This is a genomic window from Streptomyces europaeiscabiei (assembly GCF_001550375.1).
Lineage (GTDB): Bacteria > Actinomycetota > Actinomycetes > Streptomycetales > Streptomycetaceae > Streptomyces > Streptomyces europaeiscabiei.
This window is the reverse complement of record NZ_LRTR01000293.1, coordinates 1-16,973: the sequence shown is the minus strand read 5'-3', so window position 1 is coordinate 16,973 and position 16,973 is coordinate 1. Positions and strand designations below refer to the sequence as shown.

The 16,973-nt window shown below is 65.5% G+C and carries 9 protein-coding genes, 3 rRNA genes and 1 pseudogene; 6 read left to right on the top strand and 7 right to left on the bottom strand.

Annotated elements, in window-relative coordinates; translation table 11 throughout:
- Positions 1-1,473 (bottom strand): annotated as a pseudogene (locus AWZ10_RS14240) (hypothetical protein); the annotation flags it as partial.
- Positions 1,474-2,101: 628 nt separating this feature from the next.
- On the opposite strand from AWZ10_RS14240, the gene AWZ10_RS14235 reads away from it, so the two are divergent.
- The 6 genes from AWZ10_RS14235 (at position 2,102) to AWZ10_RS14210 (ending at position 9,717) form a co-directional block, all read left to right on the top strand.
- Complete coding sequence (locus tag AWZ10_RS14235; protein WP_046709851.1) at positions 2,102-2,410, top strand: hypothetical protein; 309 nt, start codon at positions 2,102-2,104, stop codon at positions 2,408-2,410.
- 199 nt (positions 2,411-2,609) lie between these two features.
- Positions 2,610-3,476 carry a DUF8175 domain-containg protein gene (locus tag AWZ10_RS14230; protein WP_060891219.1) on the top strand — a complete coding sequence of 289 codons (867 nt, stop codon included), beginning with the start codon at positions 2,610-2,612 and terminating at the stop codon, positions 3,474-3,476.
- Positions 3,466-4,791 carry a hypothetical protein gene (locus tag AWZ10_RS14225; RefSeq protein WP_199845968.1) on the top strand — a complete coding sequence of 442 codons (1,326 nt, stop codon included), beginning with the start codon at positions 3,466-3,468 and terminating at the stop codon, positions 4,789-4,791. Before AWZ10_RS14230 ends, AWZ10_RS14225 begins: the two co-directional genes overlap by 11 nt.
- The gene (locus AWZ10_RS14220) at positions 4,788-6,344 is read left to right on the top strand and encodes an SCO6880 family protein (protein WP_037688202.1); all 1,557 of its coding nucleotides are present in this window, start codon (positions 4,788-4,790) and stop codon (positions 6,342-6,344) included. Before AWZ10_RS14225 ends, AWZ10_RS14220 begins: the two co-directional genes overlap by 4 nt.
- Positions 6,345-6,452: 108 nt before the next feature.
- Positions 6,453-7,889 (top strand): ATP-binding protein, encoded by a 1,437-nt coding sequence (locus AWZ10_RS14215; RefSeq protein WP_046709405.1) that lies wholly within the window; start codon positions 6,453-6,455, stop codon positions 7,887-7,889.
- A 91-nt stretch (positions 7,890-7,980) separates the two neighbouring features.
- Positions 7,981-9,717, top strand: coding sequence for a type IV secretory system conjugative DNA transfer family protein (locus AWZ10_RS14210; protein WP_060891218.1), 1,737 nt, complete (start codon positions 7,981-7,983; stop codon positions 9,715-9,717).
- Between the two features lie 50 nt (positions 9,718-9,767).
- On the opposite strand, the gene AWZ10_RS14205 is transcribed toward AWZ10_RS14210, so the two are convergent.
- The 6 genes from AWZ10_RS14205 to AWZ10_RS14180 form a co-directional block, all read right to left on the bottom strand.
- A complete protein-coding gene (locus tag AWZ10_RS14205) occupies positions 9,768-10,157 on the bottom strand; it encodes a cupin domain-containing protein (RefSeq protein ID WP_046709406.1) in 390 nt (129 codons plus the stop codon).
- 39 nt (positions 10,158-10,196) lie between these two features.
- The gene (locus tag AWZ10_RS14200) at positions 10,197-10,769 is read right to left on the bottom strand and encodes a GNAT family N-acetyltransferase (protein WP_240439852.1); all 573 of its coding nucleotides are present in this window, start codon (positions 10,767-10,769) and stop codon (positions 10,197-10,199) included.
- 102 nt (positions 10,770-10,871) lie between these two features.
- A 5S ribosomal RNA gene (gene rrf, locus AWZ10_RS14195) occupies positions 10,872-10,988 on the bottom strand.
- A 96-nt stretch (positions 10,989-11,084) separates the two neighbouring features.
- Positions 11,085-14,207 (bottom strand): 23S ribosomal RNA (locus tag AWZ10_RS14190).
- A 314-nt stretch (positions 14,208-14,521) separates the two neighbouring features.
- Positions 14,522-16,047 (bottom strand): 16S ribosomal RNA (locus AWZ10_RS14185).
- The 16S, 23S and 5S rRNA genes sit together here, the layout of an rRNA operon.
- A 677-nt stretch (positions 16,048-16,724) precedes the next feature.
- On the bottom strand, positions 16,725-16,973 hold a 249-nt coding region (locus tag AWZ10_RS14180; protein ID WP_425264489.1), incomplete at its 5' end, for a MarR family winged helix-turn-helix transcriptional regulator.

The following is a 16,973-nucleotide window of genomic DNA, read 5'->3' as shown; positions in this document are numbered from 1 at the left end:
CCCACGACCACCCACAGCCGCGGTGTCCCCCACCCGCGTCCCGGCCCCGGCCCCCACCAGCTCGCGCTCGCCGGCAGCCCCCGGCGTCTGCTCCCCCCGAGCCCCGCTCTCCCCCGCCCGCTGCTCCGCGCTCGCCTCGTGACGGATGCTGTCCAGCGACTCCCGCACCGTCCCGTCGGCGTTGTGCATCACCAGCGTCTTGGTGTCGAGGTAGACGACCTCGCCCTCGGGGGTCGTCATGCGGACGGAGTTCTCGGGGGTGAGTCCCGCCGGGAGGTCGTCGGCGATGTTCGGGGGGTCGGCTATCCGATAGGTGCCCTCGCCGAGCCTGATGTGCGTACCGTTCGTGATCCCCCGCAGGCCGGCCATGACGTCGCTGATCTTGACGGCGGTCCCGCCGATGCCCTTGGCGATGTACGTCATCGGATCGACGATCCGCCCCGCCTTGCCCGCGAAGGAGATGGCCTTCGCGATCGCACCGGCCTTGGCCGTCCCGGCGACAGCCCCACCCGTACCACCCGTGAAGACGGTCGTCAGGACGTTGAAGGTGACCGCCCCCGCCGCCCGCGACGGGTTCCTGCCCCACTCGTCGTACGCGATCAGCGCCTTGCCGGTCTCCACCACCGCCGTACGGGAGTCACGCAGCCAGGAAGGGAGCTTGTCGGCCGGGGTCAGCCAGTACGCGGCGCCGAGCGGCGTTCCCGTGATCACGATGCCCGTCAGGAGCTTTCCGAGCCCCGTCCACGCCTGGCCGGCCGCGTCCCAGCCGTCCACGCCCACCAGCGTGCCGAGCCCTCGGATGGTCCCCCACACGCCGTCGACGAAGAAGCCGACGGTGAAGTCCCAGGCATGCTCGTGGAGGTAGTACCAGGGGTTGGACTCCTCGACGACGTCACCCCACGGCAGACCACCGGCGTTGTTGAGGTCCTCGGCGCGATAGCCGTACATGTTGTCTTTGCCGGACCCGTCGTTGACGACGAGCGGGTCGCCGCCGACGAGCGCGACGATCTTGTTGTGACAGGCCAGTTCGGCGGCCTGGAAGGCGGACCAGGCGGCGTTCACCGCGTTGCGGCGGGCCGTGTTCTCTTCGATGAGGTCGCCGTCCGCGACCCATTCGTCGTCGTCCGCGACGCGCCGCTCGAAGGCCGCCGCCTCCTCGCGGAGCGAGTTGAGCCGGTCGACCAGAGGCCGGACCTCGGCCGCGTAGTCGAGCAGCGCCTTGGAGACCGTGCCCAGTTCGGTCTGCAGGTCATAGCCGGCCGCAGCGACCGGCGCCGTCGTCGCGAAGAGCTGATCGGCCTCGGGAGCCTTGTAGAAGGGCTCCAGCATGTTGAAGTTCGCGTCGATCAGCAGGCCCGCGGCACCGACCGCCATCCCGTCGAACGCGATGTCCCCTGCGTCCGTCTCCAGCTGCTCCAGATTCCCCGTGAACTCCGGTATCTCGCCCGAGACAACGGGCCTCTCCTCGCTCACGCCTACCCCCGTGGACGCCCTCGCAGATTCGTTCCGTCAACTCGGCGCCCAGCCACCACGCCTGACGCATGGACAGACAGGCTCACCCAGTCGATCATTTGTACCAAAATTGCGATCGCGATCCCATGCAGTTCTGGCCAAAGCTCGCCCCTCACGGGCATCCGGCCCCCACACACGCCCCTTACGTCCGCGTCAGGCACACTCGAACCCGGAGAACACCGGATCGCCAGAACGTCGACAGAGCAGGCCCGACGCCCCGTCAGAAGCGGGACCGGACCAGCCCCCAGAGGTCACGAAAAGGGAATAACGACGGAACCACACCACAGGTTCCGATTCATCCTCGTTGCCCGGCGTGACCTGCCGTGATACACAGAGTGACGATACGACCCTTCGTTTACCGTTCCGCACCCCCCGTTAGGGTCTCGCGCGGGTCGGCGGCAAGGGATCCGTACGAAAACCGCCAATCAATGACGCCAAGTCGACATACGACAGCGCCATTGTCGGCGAGAATGGGCCTGACCTCTGCGCACCCGCGCGGAGGCGTGCGACGCGGACGCTCAGGCGCACGCGCCACACAGCCAGCGAAGACAGAAGACAACAGAACTACCCACTAGGGGCGGTGACTTACATGTTCGTTGCGGCCGACAAGGGCGACATCACCACCATCATCGGCGGAATCGCCCCGGACTGGGGGCCTTTCGGCAGCCTGGGCAACGAGGCACGCGTGATGATCGAGGTCGTGATGGCGGTCGCCATCCTCCTCTGCCTCGGCATCGCGATCTGGGGCGCGGCCAAACAGCGCATCGGCGCGACCGCACTCCGCGACACCTTCAGCGCCGAACAGGGCAAGGGCCTCATCGTCGCCGGCCTCACCGGCGTCTTCATCATCGGCTCACTGGGCACGGTCTTCACCATCGTGTACGGCATGGCCGTGTAGCGCGCCGGCCGGGCCCCGGCCCGGCCGGCGGCTTCGCCCGGTTCCCCCATCCACCCCACCCGTCCGTCGTGCCCACCGGCTGAGGTTGCGTTTCCCTGATGTCGAGTCTCCACACCGCGCCCGCGCGGGAACCAGCGCGGCTACCGTCGTACTGCTACGCCTTTCGGTACGACGTCGAAGTTGAAGGGGCGACTGCGGCATGAGTCTCGGCGACGAGCAGGGGTACGGCGAGTCCTCGCGCTCCGGTGACGGCGGGGCGTACGGGGGATACGCCGGCACCGGCCAGACCCGAACCCGCCTCCCCGAAGGCGGCGGCGACCCCTACGGCGGCGGCCCCCGCCGCCCCCGCTCCTCCTCCAGAAGCCTCGTCAGCATCGTCGGCGTCGTCGTCCTCGTCATCGCCGCGATCGCCTTCGCGAACCGAGGAGGAGGCGACTCCGACACCGACGGCAACTCCGGCGGCGACAAGGCGGAAACGGCGCCTACGGCGGCTTCGGGTGAGCGGCCGGTGAAGTCGAAGACGGCAGGAATTCCTACGGGGTTCGCGCAGAGCGAGGAGGGCGCGCAGAGCGCTGCGGCCAACTACGCCGTGGCGCTCGGCTCGACCGGTATGTTCCGCAAGGACAGCCGGCACACCATCGTCGACGCCCTCTACACCTCCGACGCGGCCGCCGAACTGCAGGCGCCACTGGACCAGGCCTACTCGGCGGATTTCCTGAGCAAGATGGGCCTGGACTCCGACGGCAACCCGCCCCAGGACAGCACGTTCGTCTCACGTGTGACTCCGCTGGGCGCCACGGTCCAGGACTACGGCAACACCAGCGCCAAGGTCGCGGTTTGGTACATGGGCCTCATCGGCATGTCCGGACAGAGCTCGACCGATCCCGTCACCTCGACCTGGAAGACGTGGACCTTCGACCTCCAGTGGTCCAACGGTGACTGGAAGATCGTCACGGACTCCCAGAAGGACGGCCCCGCGCCGGTCCCGGGCGACGACCAGGCCGCCACCTCCGAAGAGATCAGCAAGGCCGTCGAAGAGTACGGAGGGTTCACGTATGCCCGGTAGCCCGAACCGTGCGCTCAAGCTCACCGGAGCCGTCGCCGCTGTACAGACGGCTGTTGTCCTGCTGGCCTCGCGCGCCTACGCGGATCCGACCCCATCGCCATCGCCCTCGACTTCGAACAACCCCTGCGATCTCATCGTCGGCGAAGCCAAGAAGTACTGCGAAAGAGGAGCCGGCGAAAAAGGCGACACCAGCACCCTCCCCAACGACGTAACCACCACCCTCGACCCCCTCTCCTCCCTGGCCCAAGGCTGCGCCGACGCCGCCTCCTGGACCATCGACAAGCTCTCCACCGCGGTCAACGACACGGCGAACGTCGACTTCACGAACCCGAAGTTCCTGCAGCAGTACGCCGTGGTCTTCGCGGCATCGACGATCCTCACCCTGGTCCTGTGGCTGCTGGCGGTCGCGAAGCGGGCGGTGCGGGGCGTCCCCCTCACCACGGCCCTGTCGGAAGCGGTCGGCTTCCTCTGGCTGACGGTCCTCGCCTCCGCCTTCACCCCCCTGATCCTCTACACCGTCGTATCGGCGACCGACGGCGTCACCGACGTGCTCGCCAAGGCCACCGGCGACCAGACGGACACCTTCTTCGGCACCTTCTCCGGCGCCCTGAAGAAGGGCGAGGACATCGGCGGCGGCCCGATCATGCTGATCGTCGTCTCCCTCGTGTCGATCCTCGCCGCCGGCGTCCTCTGGCTGGAGCTGGTGATCCGCGCCGCGCTGCTCTACGTCGGCGCGCTGCTCGGCACGGTCGTCTACGCCGGCCTGGTCGACAAGAACCTGTGGGGCCACGTCCGCCGCTGGGCGGGCATCATGATCGCGGTCATCCTCATCAAGCCGGTGATCGTGATCGTCCTGGGTCTCGCCGGAGCACTCTCCGCGGACGACGGCCCGAACGCGTTCTCCGCGGTCGTCTCCGGCCTCGCCATCATCCTCCTCGCCATCTTCGCCTCGGCGATGATCTACCGCTTCGTCCCGGGCTTCGGCGACGAGATCGCGGGCTCCCGCAACAACCGCATCATGCGCGGCGCCGAAGGCAAGGCCGCGGCCGTGATCAGCTCCCCGGCCAGCCTCGTCGCCCAGGGCATCAAGACCCACAGCTCCCGGGCCGACAACAACGGCGGCGGAGGCGGAAACAACACCCCCCGCCCGGCCAACCCCGTATCCGGCGGCGTGGCAGCCCACAGCTCGCGCAACGCGAGCGGAGGCGGCGGAACCGTCCCCGCCGCCGCACCCCCGCCCCGTACGAGCCCGGTCAACACCCCCCACGCCGGCAACACCCGCAACAGCAACCGCACGGGAGGTGAAGGGCGTTGACGACCGAGTCCCACCTGTCCCATCCGGTCACGCCCCGCCGTACATATCTGATCGGCCGCGCCCGGCCGAACGCGATCATCGGCCGGAACCGCGAGTCCGGCGAGATCGCGCTGATCATCACGGGCGCGTTCCTCGGCATGATGTGCGGCCTCCTCGTCCCGACGCTCGTCCCTCGCATCGCCCTGCTCACCGGCTTCCCGATGCTGGCGCTGGCCGCGGTGTACGTGCCGTACAAGCGCCGGACGTTCTACAAGTGGTTCGAGATCAACCGCAGTTACAAGCGCAGCCTGCGCCGCGGCACGACGTACCGCTCCGCCAACATGGAGGCCGGCACGCACCTCGACGGCCGTGAGGTCGAGGTGGGCCCCCCGCCGGGCATCGGCCGCATCACCTGGCTGGCCGCGCCCTTCGGCCCCGACGAGATCGCCGTCCTCCTGCACGCCGACCGCCGGACCGTCACCGCGGCCATCGAGATCGAGGGCCCCGGCGTCGGCCTGCGCGACTCCGAGGACCAGGAAGCCCTCGTCGACCGCTTCGGCACCCTCCTCAAGCACGTGGCCAACGGCGACGGCTTCGTCACCCGCCTGCAGATGCTCGCCCGCACGCTCCCGGCCGACCCCGACGCCCACGCCAAGGACGTCGCCCAGCGCGGCGACGAGCGGGCGCCGGGCTGGCTGCAACAGTCGTACGACCAGCTGCAGTCCATGGTCTCCACCAGCAGCGAGCAGCACCGCGCGTACCTCGTCGCCTGCATGCACTACTCCCGCGAACTGGCCGCCGAGGGCCACGCCATGGCCCGCGCCGCCCGCCCGCAGGGCCGCAAGCTCGACAAGGACGCCGGCCTCGCTGTCGTCATGGCCCGCGAACTGACGGACATCTGCTCGCGTCTCCAGGAGGCCGACATCCGCGTACGGCAGCCGCTGGGCCAGGGCCGCCTCGCCTCCCTCATCCACTCCATGTACGACCCGGACCACCCCATCGACCACATCCAGGCCATGACCAAGCGCAACGCCTGGCCGGCCGAACTGGACGCGATGGAGCCGGACTACCTCCAGGCCAAGACCCGCGAGTCCTCCACCCGCGCCCCCTGGTGCCACGCCACGGCCTGGGTGAAGGAGTGGCCGATGACCCCGGTCGGCGTCAACTTCCTGGCGCCGCTCCTGGTCCACACCCCGGACGTCATCCGCACCGTCGCCGTCACGATGGACCTCGAACCCACCGAGGTCGCCATCGAGCGCATGCTGACCGAGAAGACGAACGACGAGGCGGAGGCCTCCCGCGCCGCCAAGATGAACCGCACCGTCGACCCCCGTGACGTGGCCTCCCACTCCCGCCTCGACCAGCGCGGCGAGGACCTCGCGAGCGGCGCGGCCGGCGTCAACCTGGTCGGCTACATCACCGTCTCCTCCCGCTCCCCGGAGGCCCTGGCGCGCGACAAGCGGACGATAAGGGCCTCGGCCGGCAAGTCGTATCTGAAGCTGGAGTGGTGCGACCGCGAGCACCACCGATCCTTCGTCAACACGCTCCCGTTCGCCACCGGAATCCGAAGGTAGGGCCACCGCGATGCGGGATCATCCGGACCAGCAGAGCTCACGGCCGCAGTCGGGACAGAAGCAGGGAAAGAAGCCGGGACAGAAGTCAGGACAGGAGGTACGTCGCTGATGAGGGACCCCATGTCCGCCCTCACGGACGCCTTCACGTCCTTCCTCTTCGGCAAGGTCGAGACGACCCGCCTCCCCGTGCGCACCTCCACGGGCCAGGCCCAGGCCGTCTACCTCCCCACCGCCGCCCCCGGCCTCGGCGACTCCGGCGTGATCATCGGCCGCGAGGTCTACTCCGGGAAGGGCTACATCTACGACCCCTTCCAGCTCTACGGCCAGCAACTCCCCGCCCCGCACTGGCTCGTCCTCGGCGAGTCCGGCAACGGCAAGTCGGCGCTGGAGAAGACGTACGTCCTACGGCAGTTGCGGTTCCGCGACCGCCAGGTCGTCGTCCTCGACGCCCAGGGCGAGGACGGCGTCGGCGAATGGAACCTCATCGCGGAGGAGCTGGGAATAACCCCCATCCGCCTCGACCCGACGGCCGCCCTGGACATGGGCATCCGCCTCAACCCCCTCGACCCCTCAATCACCACGACCGGCCAGCTCGCACTGCTCCGGACGATCATCGAGGTCGCGATGGGCCACGGCCTGGACGAGCGCTCCGGCTTCGCCCTCAAGGTCGCCCACGCCTACGTCAACGAGACGATCGTCGAACGCCAGCCGGTCCTCACCGACATCGTCGAGCAACTCCGCCACCCCGAGCCGGAGTCCGCGGAGGCGATGAACGTCGCCATAGACGACGTACGGGCCTGGGGCCTGGACGTGGCGCTGGTCCTGGACCGCCTGGTCGACGGTGACCTGCGCGGCATGTTCGACGGCCCGACGACGGTGGGCATCGACCTCGACGCCCCCCTGATCGTCTTCGACCTGTCCCACATCGACCGCAACTCCATCGCCATGCCCATCCTCATGGCGATCGTCGGCGTGTGGCTGGAGCACACCTGGATCCGCCCCGACCGGAAGAAGCGCATCTTCCTGGTCGAGGAGGCCTGGCACATCATCAACAGCCCCTTCGTCGCCCAGCTCTTCCAGCGCCTGCTGAAGTTCGGCCGACGGCTCGGTCTGTCCTTCGTCGCGGTCGTCCACCACCTGTCCGACGTGGTCGACGGCGCGGCGGCGAAGGAGGCCTCGGCCATCCTCAAGATGGCATCGACACGGACGATCTACGCCCAGAAGGCGGACGAGGCGAGAGCGACAGGCCGTGTACTGGGCCTGCCCCGCTGGGCCGTGGAGATCATCCCCACCCTCACCCCCGGCATCGCCGTCTGGGACGTCAACGGCAACGTACAGGTGGTCAAACACCTGATCACCGAGACCGAACGCCCCTTGGTCTTCACCGACCGCGCGATGACCGAATCGTCCGTCGACCACCTCCTGGACCAGGACGACGCCTTCCACGCCGCCGAACTGGAGGCCGAGGAACGGGCCGCCGCGTTCGTCGAACAGCAACTGCACGAGGTCGACGGATACGGCTCCTCCGAGTCGACGGTGGCCTGAACAGGACCAGGAACGAGCCGGAACAAGCAAGGCCAGGGCAAGGTGACGGCGTGAACGGCGGCGGAGGAAACGGCGTGAACGGCTGCGTGCGATGAGACCGGACGACCGGCGCCCCGAGCAGGGCGGAGGCGGCATCCCCGACGGGCTGCTGATCGCCCTCCTCGGCTTCCTGGTGGGCCTGACCCTGCTGGTCTGGTCGGCCACCGGCCTGGCCGGTCTCTTCGCCCACGGCGCCTGGCCCGACGCCGTCACCTTCTCCCGTACGCCTCTCGCCGCACGCAACCTGATCTCCGCCCCCCAGGACCTCGCCGCCGCCTGGCCGGACACCCCCGCCGACCAGCTCTCCGGTTACGGCCTCTTCTGGGGCCTCGTCATCAGCCAGCTCATGGTCCTCCTCGTCCTGACCGTCTTCGCCATGGGCACACTGGCCCGCTGGAGAGCCGTACGGGCGCGGGAGAAGGCCGCACAGCGCCAGGGAAAGGACGGCGCCGCAACGGGAGCGCCCACCGAGTACCCCGGCCACACCGCACCACCCACCGAGGCCTACGTCCACAGCGCGGGCCCGGCCGCCGGCGCCCCCGTCCCGCCGCACACCGGAAGCCACAGCGGCGGCCTCGCCCCACCCGCCGGGTTCCCTGCCATGGCCTCGACGCCCGCCGCACCGGTCCCCGAGCCGCGTCACAGCGCGCCCTCCACCCCGCTCGCCCCGACAGCCGGGGTAGGCGCGCCGACCGAGCCTCCTCCCGTGGCTCCGGCCGGCATGCAGCCCACCACCAGCCCGCCGCCCGCGACCGGTACGGACGCCGCCGCCCCACTGACTCACCCCCGGCCCGCAGCCACCGTGCCCGCAACGGTGCCCGCGACCTCCGGCGGCCCCCACACGGCCGGGTGGGCACCCACGATCCCCCCGGTCGTCCTGGGCCCCGCCGAAGCCCGCTACCCCGCCGCCGCCCAGGCCGTACGGGACGCCGAGGGCCCCGTCCTGGTGGTCACCTCCGACCCCACCCTCTGGTCGGACACGAAGGACGCCCGCGCGAAACTGGGCCCGGTCCTCCTCTACGACCCCGCACACCGCTGCGACACCCCTGCCCGCCTCCACTGGTCCCCCATCTCCGGCTGCGAGGACAAGGCGACGGCACTGGCCAGAGCGACCGCCCTCCTCGCCCCCATCCGCCCCACCGCCAAGATCGACCAGGCGATGGCGGACACGGCGGAAACCCTCCTGCGCAGCTACCTCCACGCCGCCGCCATAGACACCCGCACCATCCGCCACCTGCACCGCTGGGCCCAGGGCAGCAACGTCCAGGAGGCGGTGCGCACCCTGCGTACGAACCCGAAGGCGGCCCCCGGCGCGGCGGGCGAGCTGGAGTCGGCCCTCACCTCGCATCCCGAACGCCGCGACATCGCCCAGCAGTTGACGGCGCGAGCCCTCTCCGCCCTCTCCACGGTCAACGTCCGGGAATCCTGCGCCCCGAACCGAGCGGACGCTCTCGCACTGGATTCCTTCGTGCACGAGGGGGGAACGCTCTATGTGGTCGGCGACCCCATCGAGGACCCCAAGGCGAACCCTTCCGCCATGCCTCTTCTGACGGCCCTGGCCTCAAGCGTGGTCGAGCGCGGCCGGCGCATGGCCGAACGGTCATCCTCCGGCCGCCTCGACCCACCACTCACCCTGGTTCTGGACGACGTGGCAGCCGTGGCCCCGCTCCCCCAGCTCCCCGCCCTCCTGGCCTCCGGCCCCGACCGCGGCCTGCCCACCCTGGCCCTCCTCCGCTCCCGCGAACAGGCCAGGTCCCGCTGGCCGAACCACGAACTCCCGCTGCCGTAACAGCCGTTCACCACCGCGGATCAGCGGCGGTCACGACCGATCGGGGCCCGTCACCCGCTCGACTGCCCGCCCTCCTGCTGAGGCACCGCGTATCCGGAGACGGACGGCCACCGCACGGTCAGCACCACCGACTCCTCCTCCGCGACCCAGGAGTGGTCCACCCCGCGCCCCCAGACGACGTAGTCGCCCTGGCGCTCCAACACGACGCTACGGCCGGGGAAATCGACACGGAACCGACCACTGATCAGCACCTGCAGGGCGGTACGTTCCTCGCCCCGAACCCACTGGGCGCGTGTGTCGCCCCGCGGGTGCACTCCCCACTTGATCTCCACCTCGTCACTCCGGCGAGGATCCCCCTCGTCCTTGAAGTGCCCGAGCAGCCAGCCACTGTCCAGCGCCGCGTCCTTGCCCGCATTGCCCACATACACGCTGTCGTCCATGCCGCCGAACGCTAACACCAGCCCACCCGGCACCGATGCCTACGCGGACCGCAGCACGTACTCCAACTCCCGCCCCTCGTCCCCCTCGAAGGTCACCCCGCTGCCCACGAACCCGACCCGCCGATAGAACGCCGCGGCCCGCCCGTTTCCCTCGTTCACGAACAACCGCACCCGCTCCACCCCGACCCCGCGGGCCCACTCCAACGCGGCCGCGAACATCGCCTCGCCCACGCCCTTCCCCCGGTGCCCGTCGCGCAGGAACACTCCCACCAGATGCCCCTGCCGCCGCTCGACGATCCCCCCGAAGAAGTCCCGCACGCCGGCCTCTTCCACGAGCACGGTCACAGTCCCGACCCACCCGCCGTCCCCGGCCTCCACTACGAACTGCTGTCGCTCCCGAGCTCCCTCCGCAGCCCCCTCCGTCCGCTCCTTCCAGAAAGCGTCCGGCCGAGCCACGGCATCCTCGTACGTCTCCAGAAACGCGAGATGCGCCACCGGATCCAACAACGCTGCCAACCTCAACTCCCGCACGGCCGGCCACTCATCAGCCCGAACGGCCCGCACCACATAGCCCTCGGGTACGGCGCTCCCAGCACTCATCACCAGATCCATACCGGCCACGGTAGTACCGGGGCACCACACCCTTCCTCCGATTTCCCGCCCCGGAAACGCAAAAAGGCCCACACCATAAGGTGTGGGCCTTTCGCAATATTTGTTCGGCGGCGTCCTACTCTCCCACAGGGTCCCCCCTGCAGTACCATCGGCGCTGTAAGGCTTAGCTTCCGGGTTCGGAATGTAACCGGGCGTTTCCCTCACGCTATGACCACCGAAACACTATGAAACACTCAACCGCACCATCCCCCGTGACCAAACAAGGGAATGGGGTTGTTCGTGGTTTCAGAACCAACACAGTGGACGCGAGCAACTGAGGACAAGCCCTCGGCCTATTAGTACCAGTCAACTCCACCCGTTACCAGGCTTCCATATCTGGCCTATCAACCCAGTCGTCTACTGGGAGCCTTACCCCATCAAGTGGGTGGGAATACTCATCTCGAAGCAGGCTTCCCGCTTAGATGCTTTCAGCGGTTATCCCTCCCGAACGTAGCCAACCAGCCATGCCCTTGGCAGGACAACTGGCACACCAGAGGTTCGTCCGTCCCGGTCCTCTCGTACTAGGGACAGCCCTTCTCAATATTCCTGCGCGCGCAGCGGATAGGGACCGAACTGTCTCACGACGTTCTAAACCCAGCTCGCGTACCGCTTTAATGGGCGAACAGCCCAACCCTTGGGACCGACTCCAGCCCCAGGATGCGACGAGCCGACATCGAGGTGCCAAACCATCCCGTCGATATGGACTCTTGGGGAAGATCAGCCTGTTATCCCCGGGGTACCTTTTATCCGTTGAGCGACGGCGCTTCCACAAGCCACCGCCGGATCACTAGTCCCGACTTTCGTCCCTGCTCGACCCGTCGGTCTCACAGTCAAGCTCCCTTGTGCACTTACACTCAACACCTGATTGCCAACCAGGCTGAGGGAACCTTTGGGCGCCTCCGTTACTCTTTAGGAGGCAACCGCCCCAGTTAAACTACCCATCAGACACTGTCCCTGATCCGGATCACGGACCCAGGTTAGACATCCAGCACGACCAGACTGGTATTTCAACGACGACTCCACAACCACTGGCGTGGCCGCTTCAAAGTCTCCCAGCTATCCTACACAAGCCGAACCGAACACCAATATCAAACTGTAGTAAAGGTCCCGGGGTCTTTCCGTCCTGCTGCGCGAAACGAGCATCTTTACTCGTAGTGCAATTTCACCGGGCCTATGGTTGAGACAGTCGAGAAGTCGTTACGCCATTCGTGCAGGTCGGAACTTACCCGACAAGGAATTTCGCTACCTTAGGATGGTTATAGTTACCACCGCCGTTTACTGGCGCTTAAGTTCTCAGCTTCGCCACACCGAAATGTGACTAACCGGTCCCCTTAACGTTCCAGCACCGGGCAGGCGTCAGTCCGTATACATCGCCTTACGGCTTCGCACGGACCTGTGTTTTTAGTAAACAGTCGCTTCTCGCTGGTCTCTGCGGCCACCCCCAGCTCAGGAAGCAAGTTCCCTCACCAGTGATGGCCCCCCTTCTCCCGAAGTTACGGGGGCATTTTGCCGAGTTCCTTAACCATAGTTCACCCGAACGCCTCGGTATTCTCTACCTGACCACCTGAGTCGGTTTAGGGTACGGGCCGCCATGAAACTCGCTAGAGGCTTTTCTCGACAGCATAGGATCATCCACTTCACCACAATCGGCTCGGCATCAGGTCTCAGCCACAAGTACGACGGATTTACCTATCGCACGGCCTACACCCTTACCCCGGGACTACCACCGCCCGGGATGGACTACCTTCCTGCGTCACCCCATCACTCACCTACTGCAAGTCTGGTCCGTCGGCTCCACCACTTTCCTTTCCCCGAAGGGTCCGGAACGGCTTCACGGACTTAGCATCGCCTGGTTCAATGTTTGACGCTTCACAGCGGGTACCGGAATATCAACCGGTTATCCATCGACTACGCCTGTCGGCCTCGCCTTAGGTCCCGACTTACCCTGGGCAGATCAGCTTGACCCAGGAACCCTTAGTCAATCGGCGCAAACGTTTCTCACGTTTGTATCGCTACTCATGCCTGCATTCTCACTCGTGAACCGTCCACAACTCGCTTCCGCGGCTGCTTCACCCGGCACACGACGCTCCCCTACCCATCCCAGCAGGCGTTGGCCCTATATGCTGAAATGACACGACTTCGGCGGTACGCTTGAGCCCCGCTACATTGTCGGCGCGGAATCACTAGACCAGTGAGCTATTACGCACTCTTTCAAGGGTGGCTGCTTCTAAGCCAACCTCCTGGTTGTCTGTGCGACTCCACATCCTTTCCCACTTAGCGTACGCTTAGGGGCCTTAGTCGATGCTCTGGGCTGTTTCCCTCTCGACCATGGAGCTTATCCCCCACAGTCTCACTGCCGCGCTCTCACTTACCGGCATTCGGAGTTTGGCTAAGGTCAGTAACCCGGTAGGGCCCATCGCCTATCCAGTGCTCTACCTCCGGCAAGAAACACACGACGCTGCACCTAAATGCATTTCGGGGAGAACCAGCTATCACGGAGTTTGATTGGCCTTTCACCCCTAACCACAGGTCATCCCCCAGGTTTTCAACCCTGGTGGGTTCGGTCCTCCACGAAGTCTTACCTCCGCTTCAACCTGCCCATGGCTAGATCACTCCGCTTCGGGTCTTGAGCGTGCTACTGAATCGCCCTGTTCGGACTCGCTTTCGCTACGGCTACCCCACTCGGGTTAACCTCGCAACACACCGCAAACTCGCAGGCTCATTCTTCAAAAGGCACGCAGTCACGACGCACCGAGCAAGCTCGATGCGCGACGCTCCCACGGCTTGTAGGCACACGGTTTCAGGTACTATTTCACTCCGCTCCCGCGGTACTTTTCACCATTCCCTCACGGTACTATCCGCTATCGGTCACCAGGGAATATTTAGGCTTAACGGGTGGTCCCGCCAGATTCACACGGGATTTCTCGGGCCCCGTGCTACTTGGGTGTCTCTCAAACGAGCCGTACAAATTTCAGCTACGGGGGTCTTACCCTCTACGCCGGACCTTTCGCATGTCCTTCGCCTACCTGTACGGTTTCTGACTCGTCTCACAGCCGGCAGACTGTGAAAGAGAGATCCCACAACCCCGTACACGCAACCCCTGCCGGGTCTCACACGTATACGGTTTGGCCTCATCCGGTTTCGCTCGCCACTACTCCCGGAATCACGGTTGTTTTCTCTTCCTGCGGGTACTGAGATGTTTCACTTCCCCGCGTTCCCTCCACTTGCCCTATGTGTTCAGGCAAGGGTGACAGCCCATGACGACTGCCGGGTTTCCCCATTCGGACACCCCCGGATCAAAGCCTGGTTGACGACTCCCCGGGGCCTATCGTGGCCTCCCACGTCCTTCATCGGTTCCTGGTGCCAAGGCATCCACCGTGCGCCCTTAAAAACTTGGCCACAGATGCTCGCGTCCACTGTGCAGTTCTCAAACAACGACCAACCACCCATCACCCCGAACCAGAAGTTCGAGTGCACTGGGGCCGGCACTGAAGGCAGCCATACGGCCATACCCTCAGACACCCAACAGCGTGCCCGACCCGTCCCCGTCCAGAGATCATGCTTTCCACACTCTTACGAGCAGTACTCACAGCCTCCGGCCCGTGAACCGGCCGAATAATCAACGTTCCACCCTGAGCGAACCAGCATCAGACGTTCGCTGATGATCTGGCCTCTGACCTCACCCCGAAGAGTTCGGTAGAAGTGCTCCTTAGAAAGGAGGTGATCCAGCCGCACCTTCCGGTACGGCTACCTTGTTACGACTTCGTCCCAATCGCCAGTCCCACCTTCGACAGCTCCCTCCCTTACGGGTTGGGCCACCGGCTTCGGGTGTTACCGACTTTCGTGACGTGACGGGCGGTGTGTACAAGGCCCGGGAACGTATTCACCGCAGCAATGCTGATCTGCGATTACTAGCAACTCCGACTTCATGGGGTCGAGTTGCAGACCCCAATCCGAACTGAGACAGGCTTTTTGAGATTCGCTCCGCCTCACGGCTTCGCAGCTCATTGTACCTGCCATTGTAGCACGTGTGCAGCCCAAGACATAAGGGGCATGATGACTTGACGTCGTCCCCACCTTCCTCCGAGTTGACCCCGGCAGTCTCCTGTGAGTCCCCATCACCCCGAAGGGCATGCTGGCAACACAGAACAAGGGTTGCGCTCGTTGCGGGACTTAACCCAACATCTCACGACACGAGCTGACGACAGCCATGCACCACCTGTACACCGACCACAAGGGGGCGACCATCTCTGGCCGTTTCCGGTGTATGTCAAGCCTTGGTAAGGTTCTTCGCGTTGCGTCGAATTAAGCCACATGCTCCGCTGCTTGTGCGGGCCCCCGTCAATTCCTTTGAGTTTTAGCCTTGCGGCCGTACTCCCCAGGCGGGGAACTTAATGCGTTAGCTGCGGCACCGACGACGTGGAATGTCGCCAACACCTAGTTCCCACCGTTTACGGCGTGGACTACCAGGGTATCTAATCCTGTTCGCTCCCCACGCTTTCGCTCCTCAGCGTCAGTAATGGCCCAGAGATCCGCCTTCGCCACCGGTGTTCCTCCTGATATCTGCGCATTTCACCGCTACACCAGGAATTCCGATCTCCCCTACCACACTCTAGTCTGCCCGTATCGAATGCAGACCCGGGGTTAAGCCCCGGGCTTTCACATCCGACGCGACAGACCGCCTACGAGCTCTTTACGCCCAATAATTCCGGACAACGCTCGCGCCCTACGTATTACCGCGGCTGCTGGCACGTAGTTAGCCGGCGCTTCTTCTGCAGGTACCGTCACTTTCGCTTCTTCCCTGCTGAAAGAGGTTTACAACCCGAAGGCCGTCATCCCTCACGCGGCGTCGCTGCATCAGGCTTTCGCCCATTGTGCAATATTCCCCACTGCTGCCTCCCGTAGGAGTCTGGGCCGTGTCTCAGTCCCAGTGTGGCCGGTCGCCCTCTCAGGCCGGCTACCCGTCGTCGCCTTGGTGAGCCGTTACCTCACCAACAAGCTGATAGGCCGCGGGCTCATCCTTCACCGCCGGAGCTTTCCACACTCATCGGATGCCCGAGAGTGTTGTATCCGGTATTAGACCCCGTTTCCAGGGCTTGTCCCAGAGTGAAGGGCAGATTGCCCACGTGTTACTCACCCGTTCGCCACTAATCCCCACCGAAGTGGTTCATCGTTCGACTTGCATGTGTTAAGCACGCCGCCAGCGTTCGTCCTGAGCCAGGATCAAACTCTCCGTGAATGTTTACCCGTAATCGGGTCGACACCACGAGAGCGGAACAGTCAGGCGGAATAAGCCCGACCGTTCACAACGTCCTCGCTGTGTTTTACTTCAAAGGAACCTCGACCACCGAAAAGTTTCGGCGGACGGGGTATCAACATATCTGGCGTTGATTTTTGGCACGCTGTTGAGTTCTCAAGGAACGGACGCTTCCTTTGTACTCACCCAAGCTACTCTCGGGCTTTCCTCCGGGCAGTTTCCCTTCGGTCTTGCGTTTCCGACTCTATCAGATCGTTTTCCGATCCGATTTCCTCGGTGCTTTCCAGGTTTCCGCTTTCGCGTTTCCCTTTCCGGCGGTTCCGACTCTATCAGATCCTTTCGGGCCTGATTCCCAGTCAGCGGGCGTTGTCTTCGCGGCTGTTGGGCCGTTCCGACGTTCCAAACCTTAGCGGATCTGCTCGGCAGTTCCCAATCGGGGCTGTCGAACCCAAATCGAATTTCATTCGGGCACGCCGAATTCATCCCGATGGGAGATCGTGCTGGTTGGTTTGGGTGCCGCTTGGAGCGGCGGAGGTGCTGTCGCAGAACCGTTAAGGCTCCGTGGCAACCCGAAGAACTTTACGGATCGCGGGGTGGACTGTCAAGCCTCCCCAGGGCGCCCCTCGGCCAAACCTCGGACGCGCCCCACAAGAGCGGCCTCAGTCGAGGTCGGTGAGGCGACCGCCGGCGTCCGGCTGGGCGTGCTCGACGCGGCGGAGTAGTCGGGTCAGGACCTCGCCCAGGACGGTGCGCTCCAGAGGGGAGAGGTCCTGGAGGAGGTCCTCCTCGAAGACCGAGGCGAGACGCATGGCCTCCAGCCACTTCTCGCGGCCCTCGGGCGTGAGCTCGACGATGACGCGTACGCGGTTGGTCTCGTCGCGCTCCCTCGTCACCAGGCCCTCGGTGAC

Bases quoted from the DNA above. Each gene is read 5' to 3' on its own strand.
- AWZ10_RS14225 (WP_199845968.1), top strand. From the start codon at position 3,466: ATGCCCGGTAGCCCGAACCGTGCGCTCAAGCTCACCGGAGCCGTCGCC.
- AWZ10_RS14210 (WP_060891218.1), top strand. From the start codon at position 7,981: ATGAGACCGGACGACCGGCGCCCCGAGCAGGGCGGAGGCGGCATCCCC.
- AWZ10_RS14230 (WP_060891219.1), top strand. From the start codon at position 2,610: ATGAGTCTCGGCGACGAGCAGGGGTACGGCGAGTCCTCGCGCTCCGGT.
- AWZ10_RS14235 (WP_046709851.1), top strand. From the start codon at position 2,102: ATGTTCGTTGCGGCCGACAAGGGCGACATCACCACCATCATCGGCGGA.
- AWZ10_RS14200 (WP_240439852.1), bottom strand. From the start codon at position 10,769: ATGGATCTGGTGATGAGTGCTGGGAGCGCCGTACCCGAGGGCTATGTG.
- AWZ10_RS14205 (WP_046709406.1), bottom strand. From the start codon at position 10,157: ATGGACGACAGCGTGTATGTGGGCAATGCGGGCAAGGACGCGGCGCTG.
- AWZ10_RS14215 (WP_046709405.1), top strand. From the start codon at position 6,453: ATGAGGGACCCCATGTCCGCCCTCACGGACGCCTTCACGTCCTTCCTC.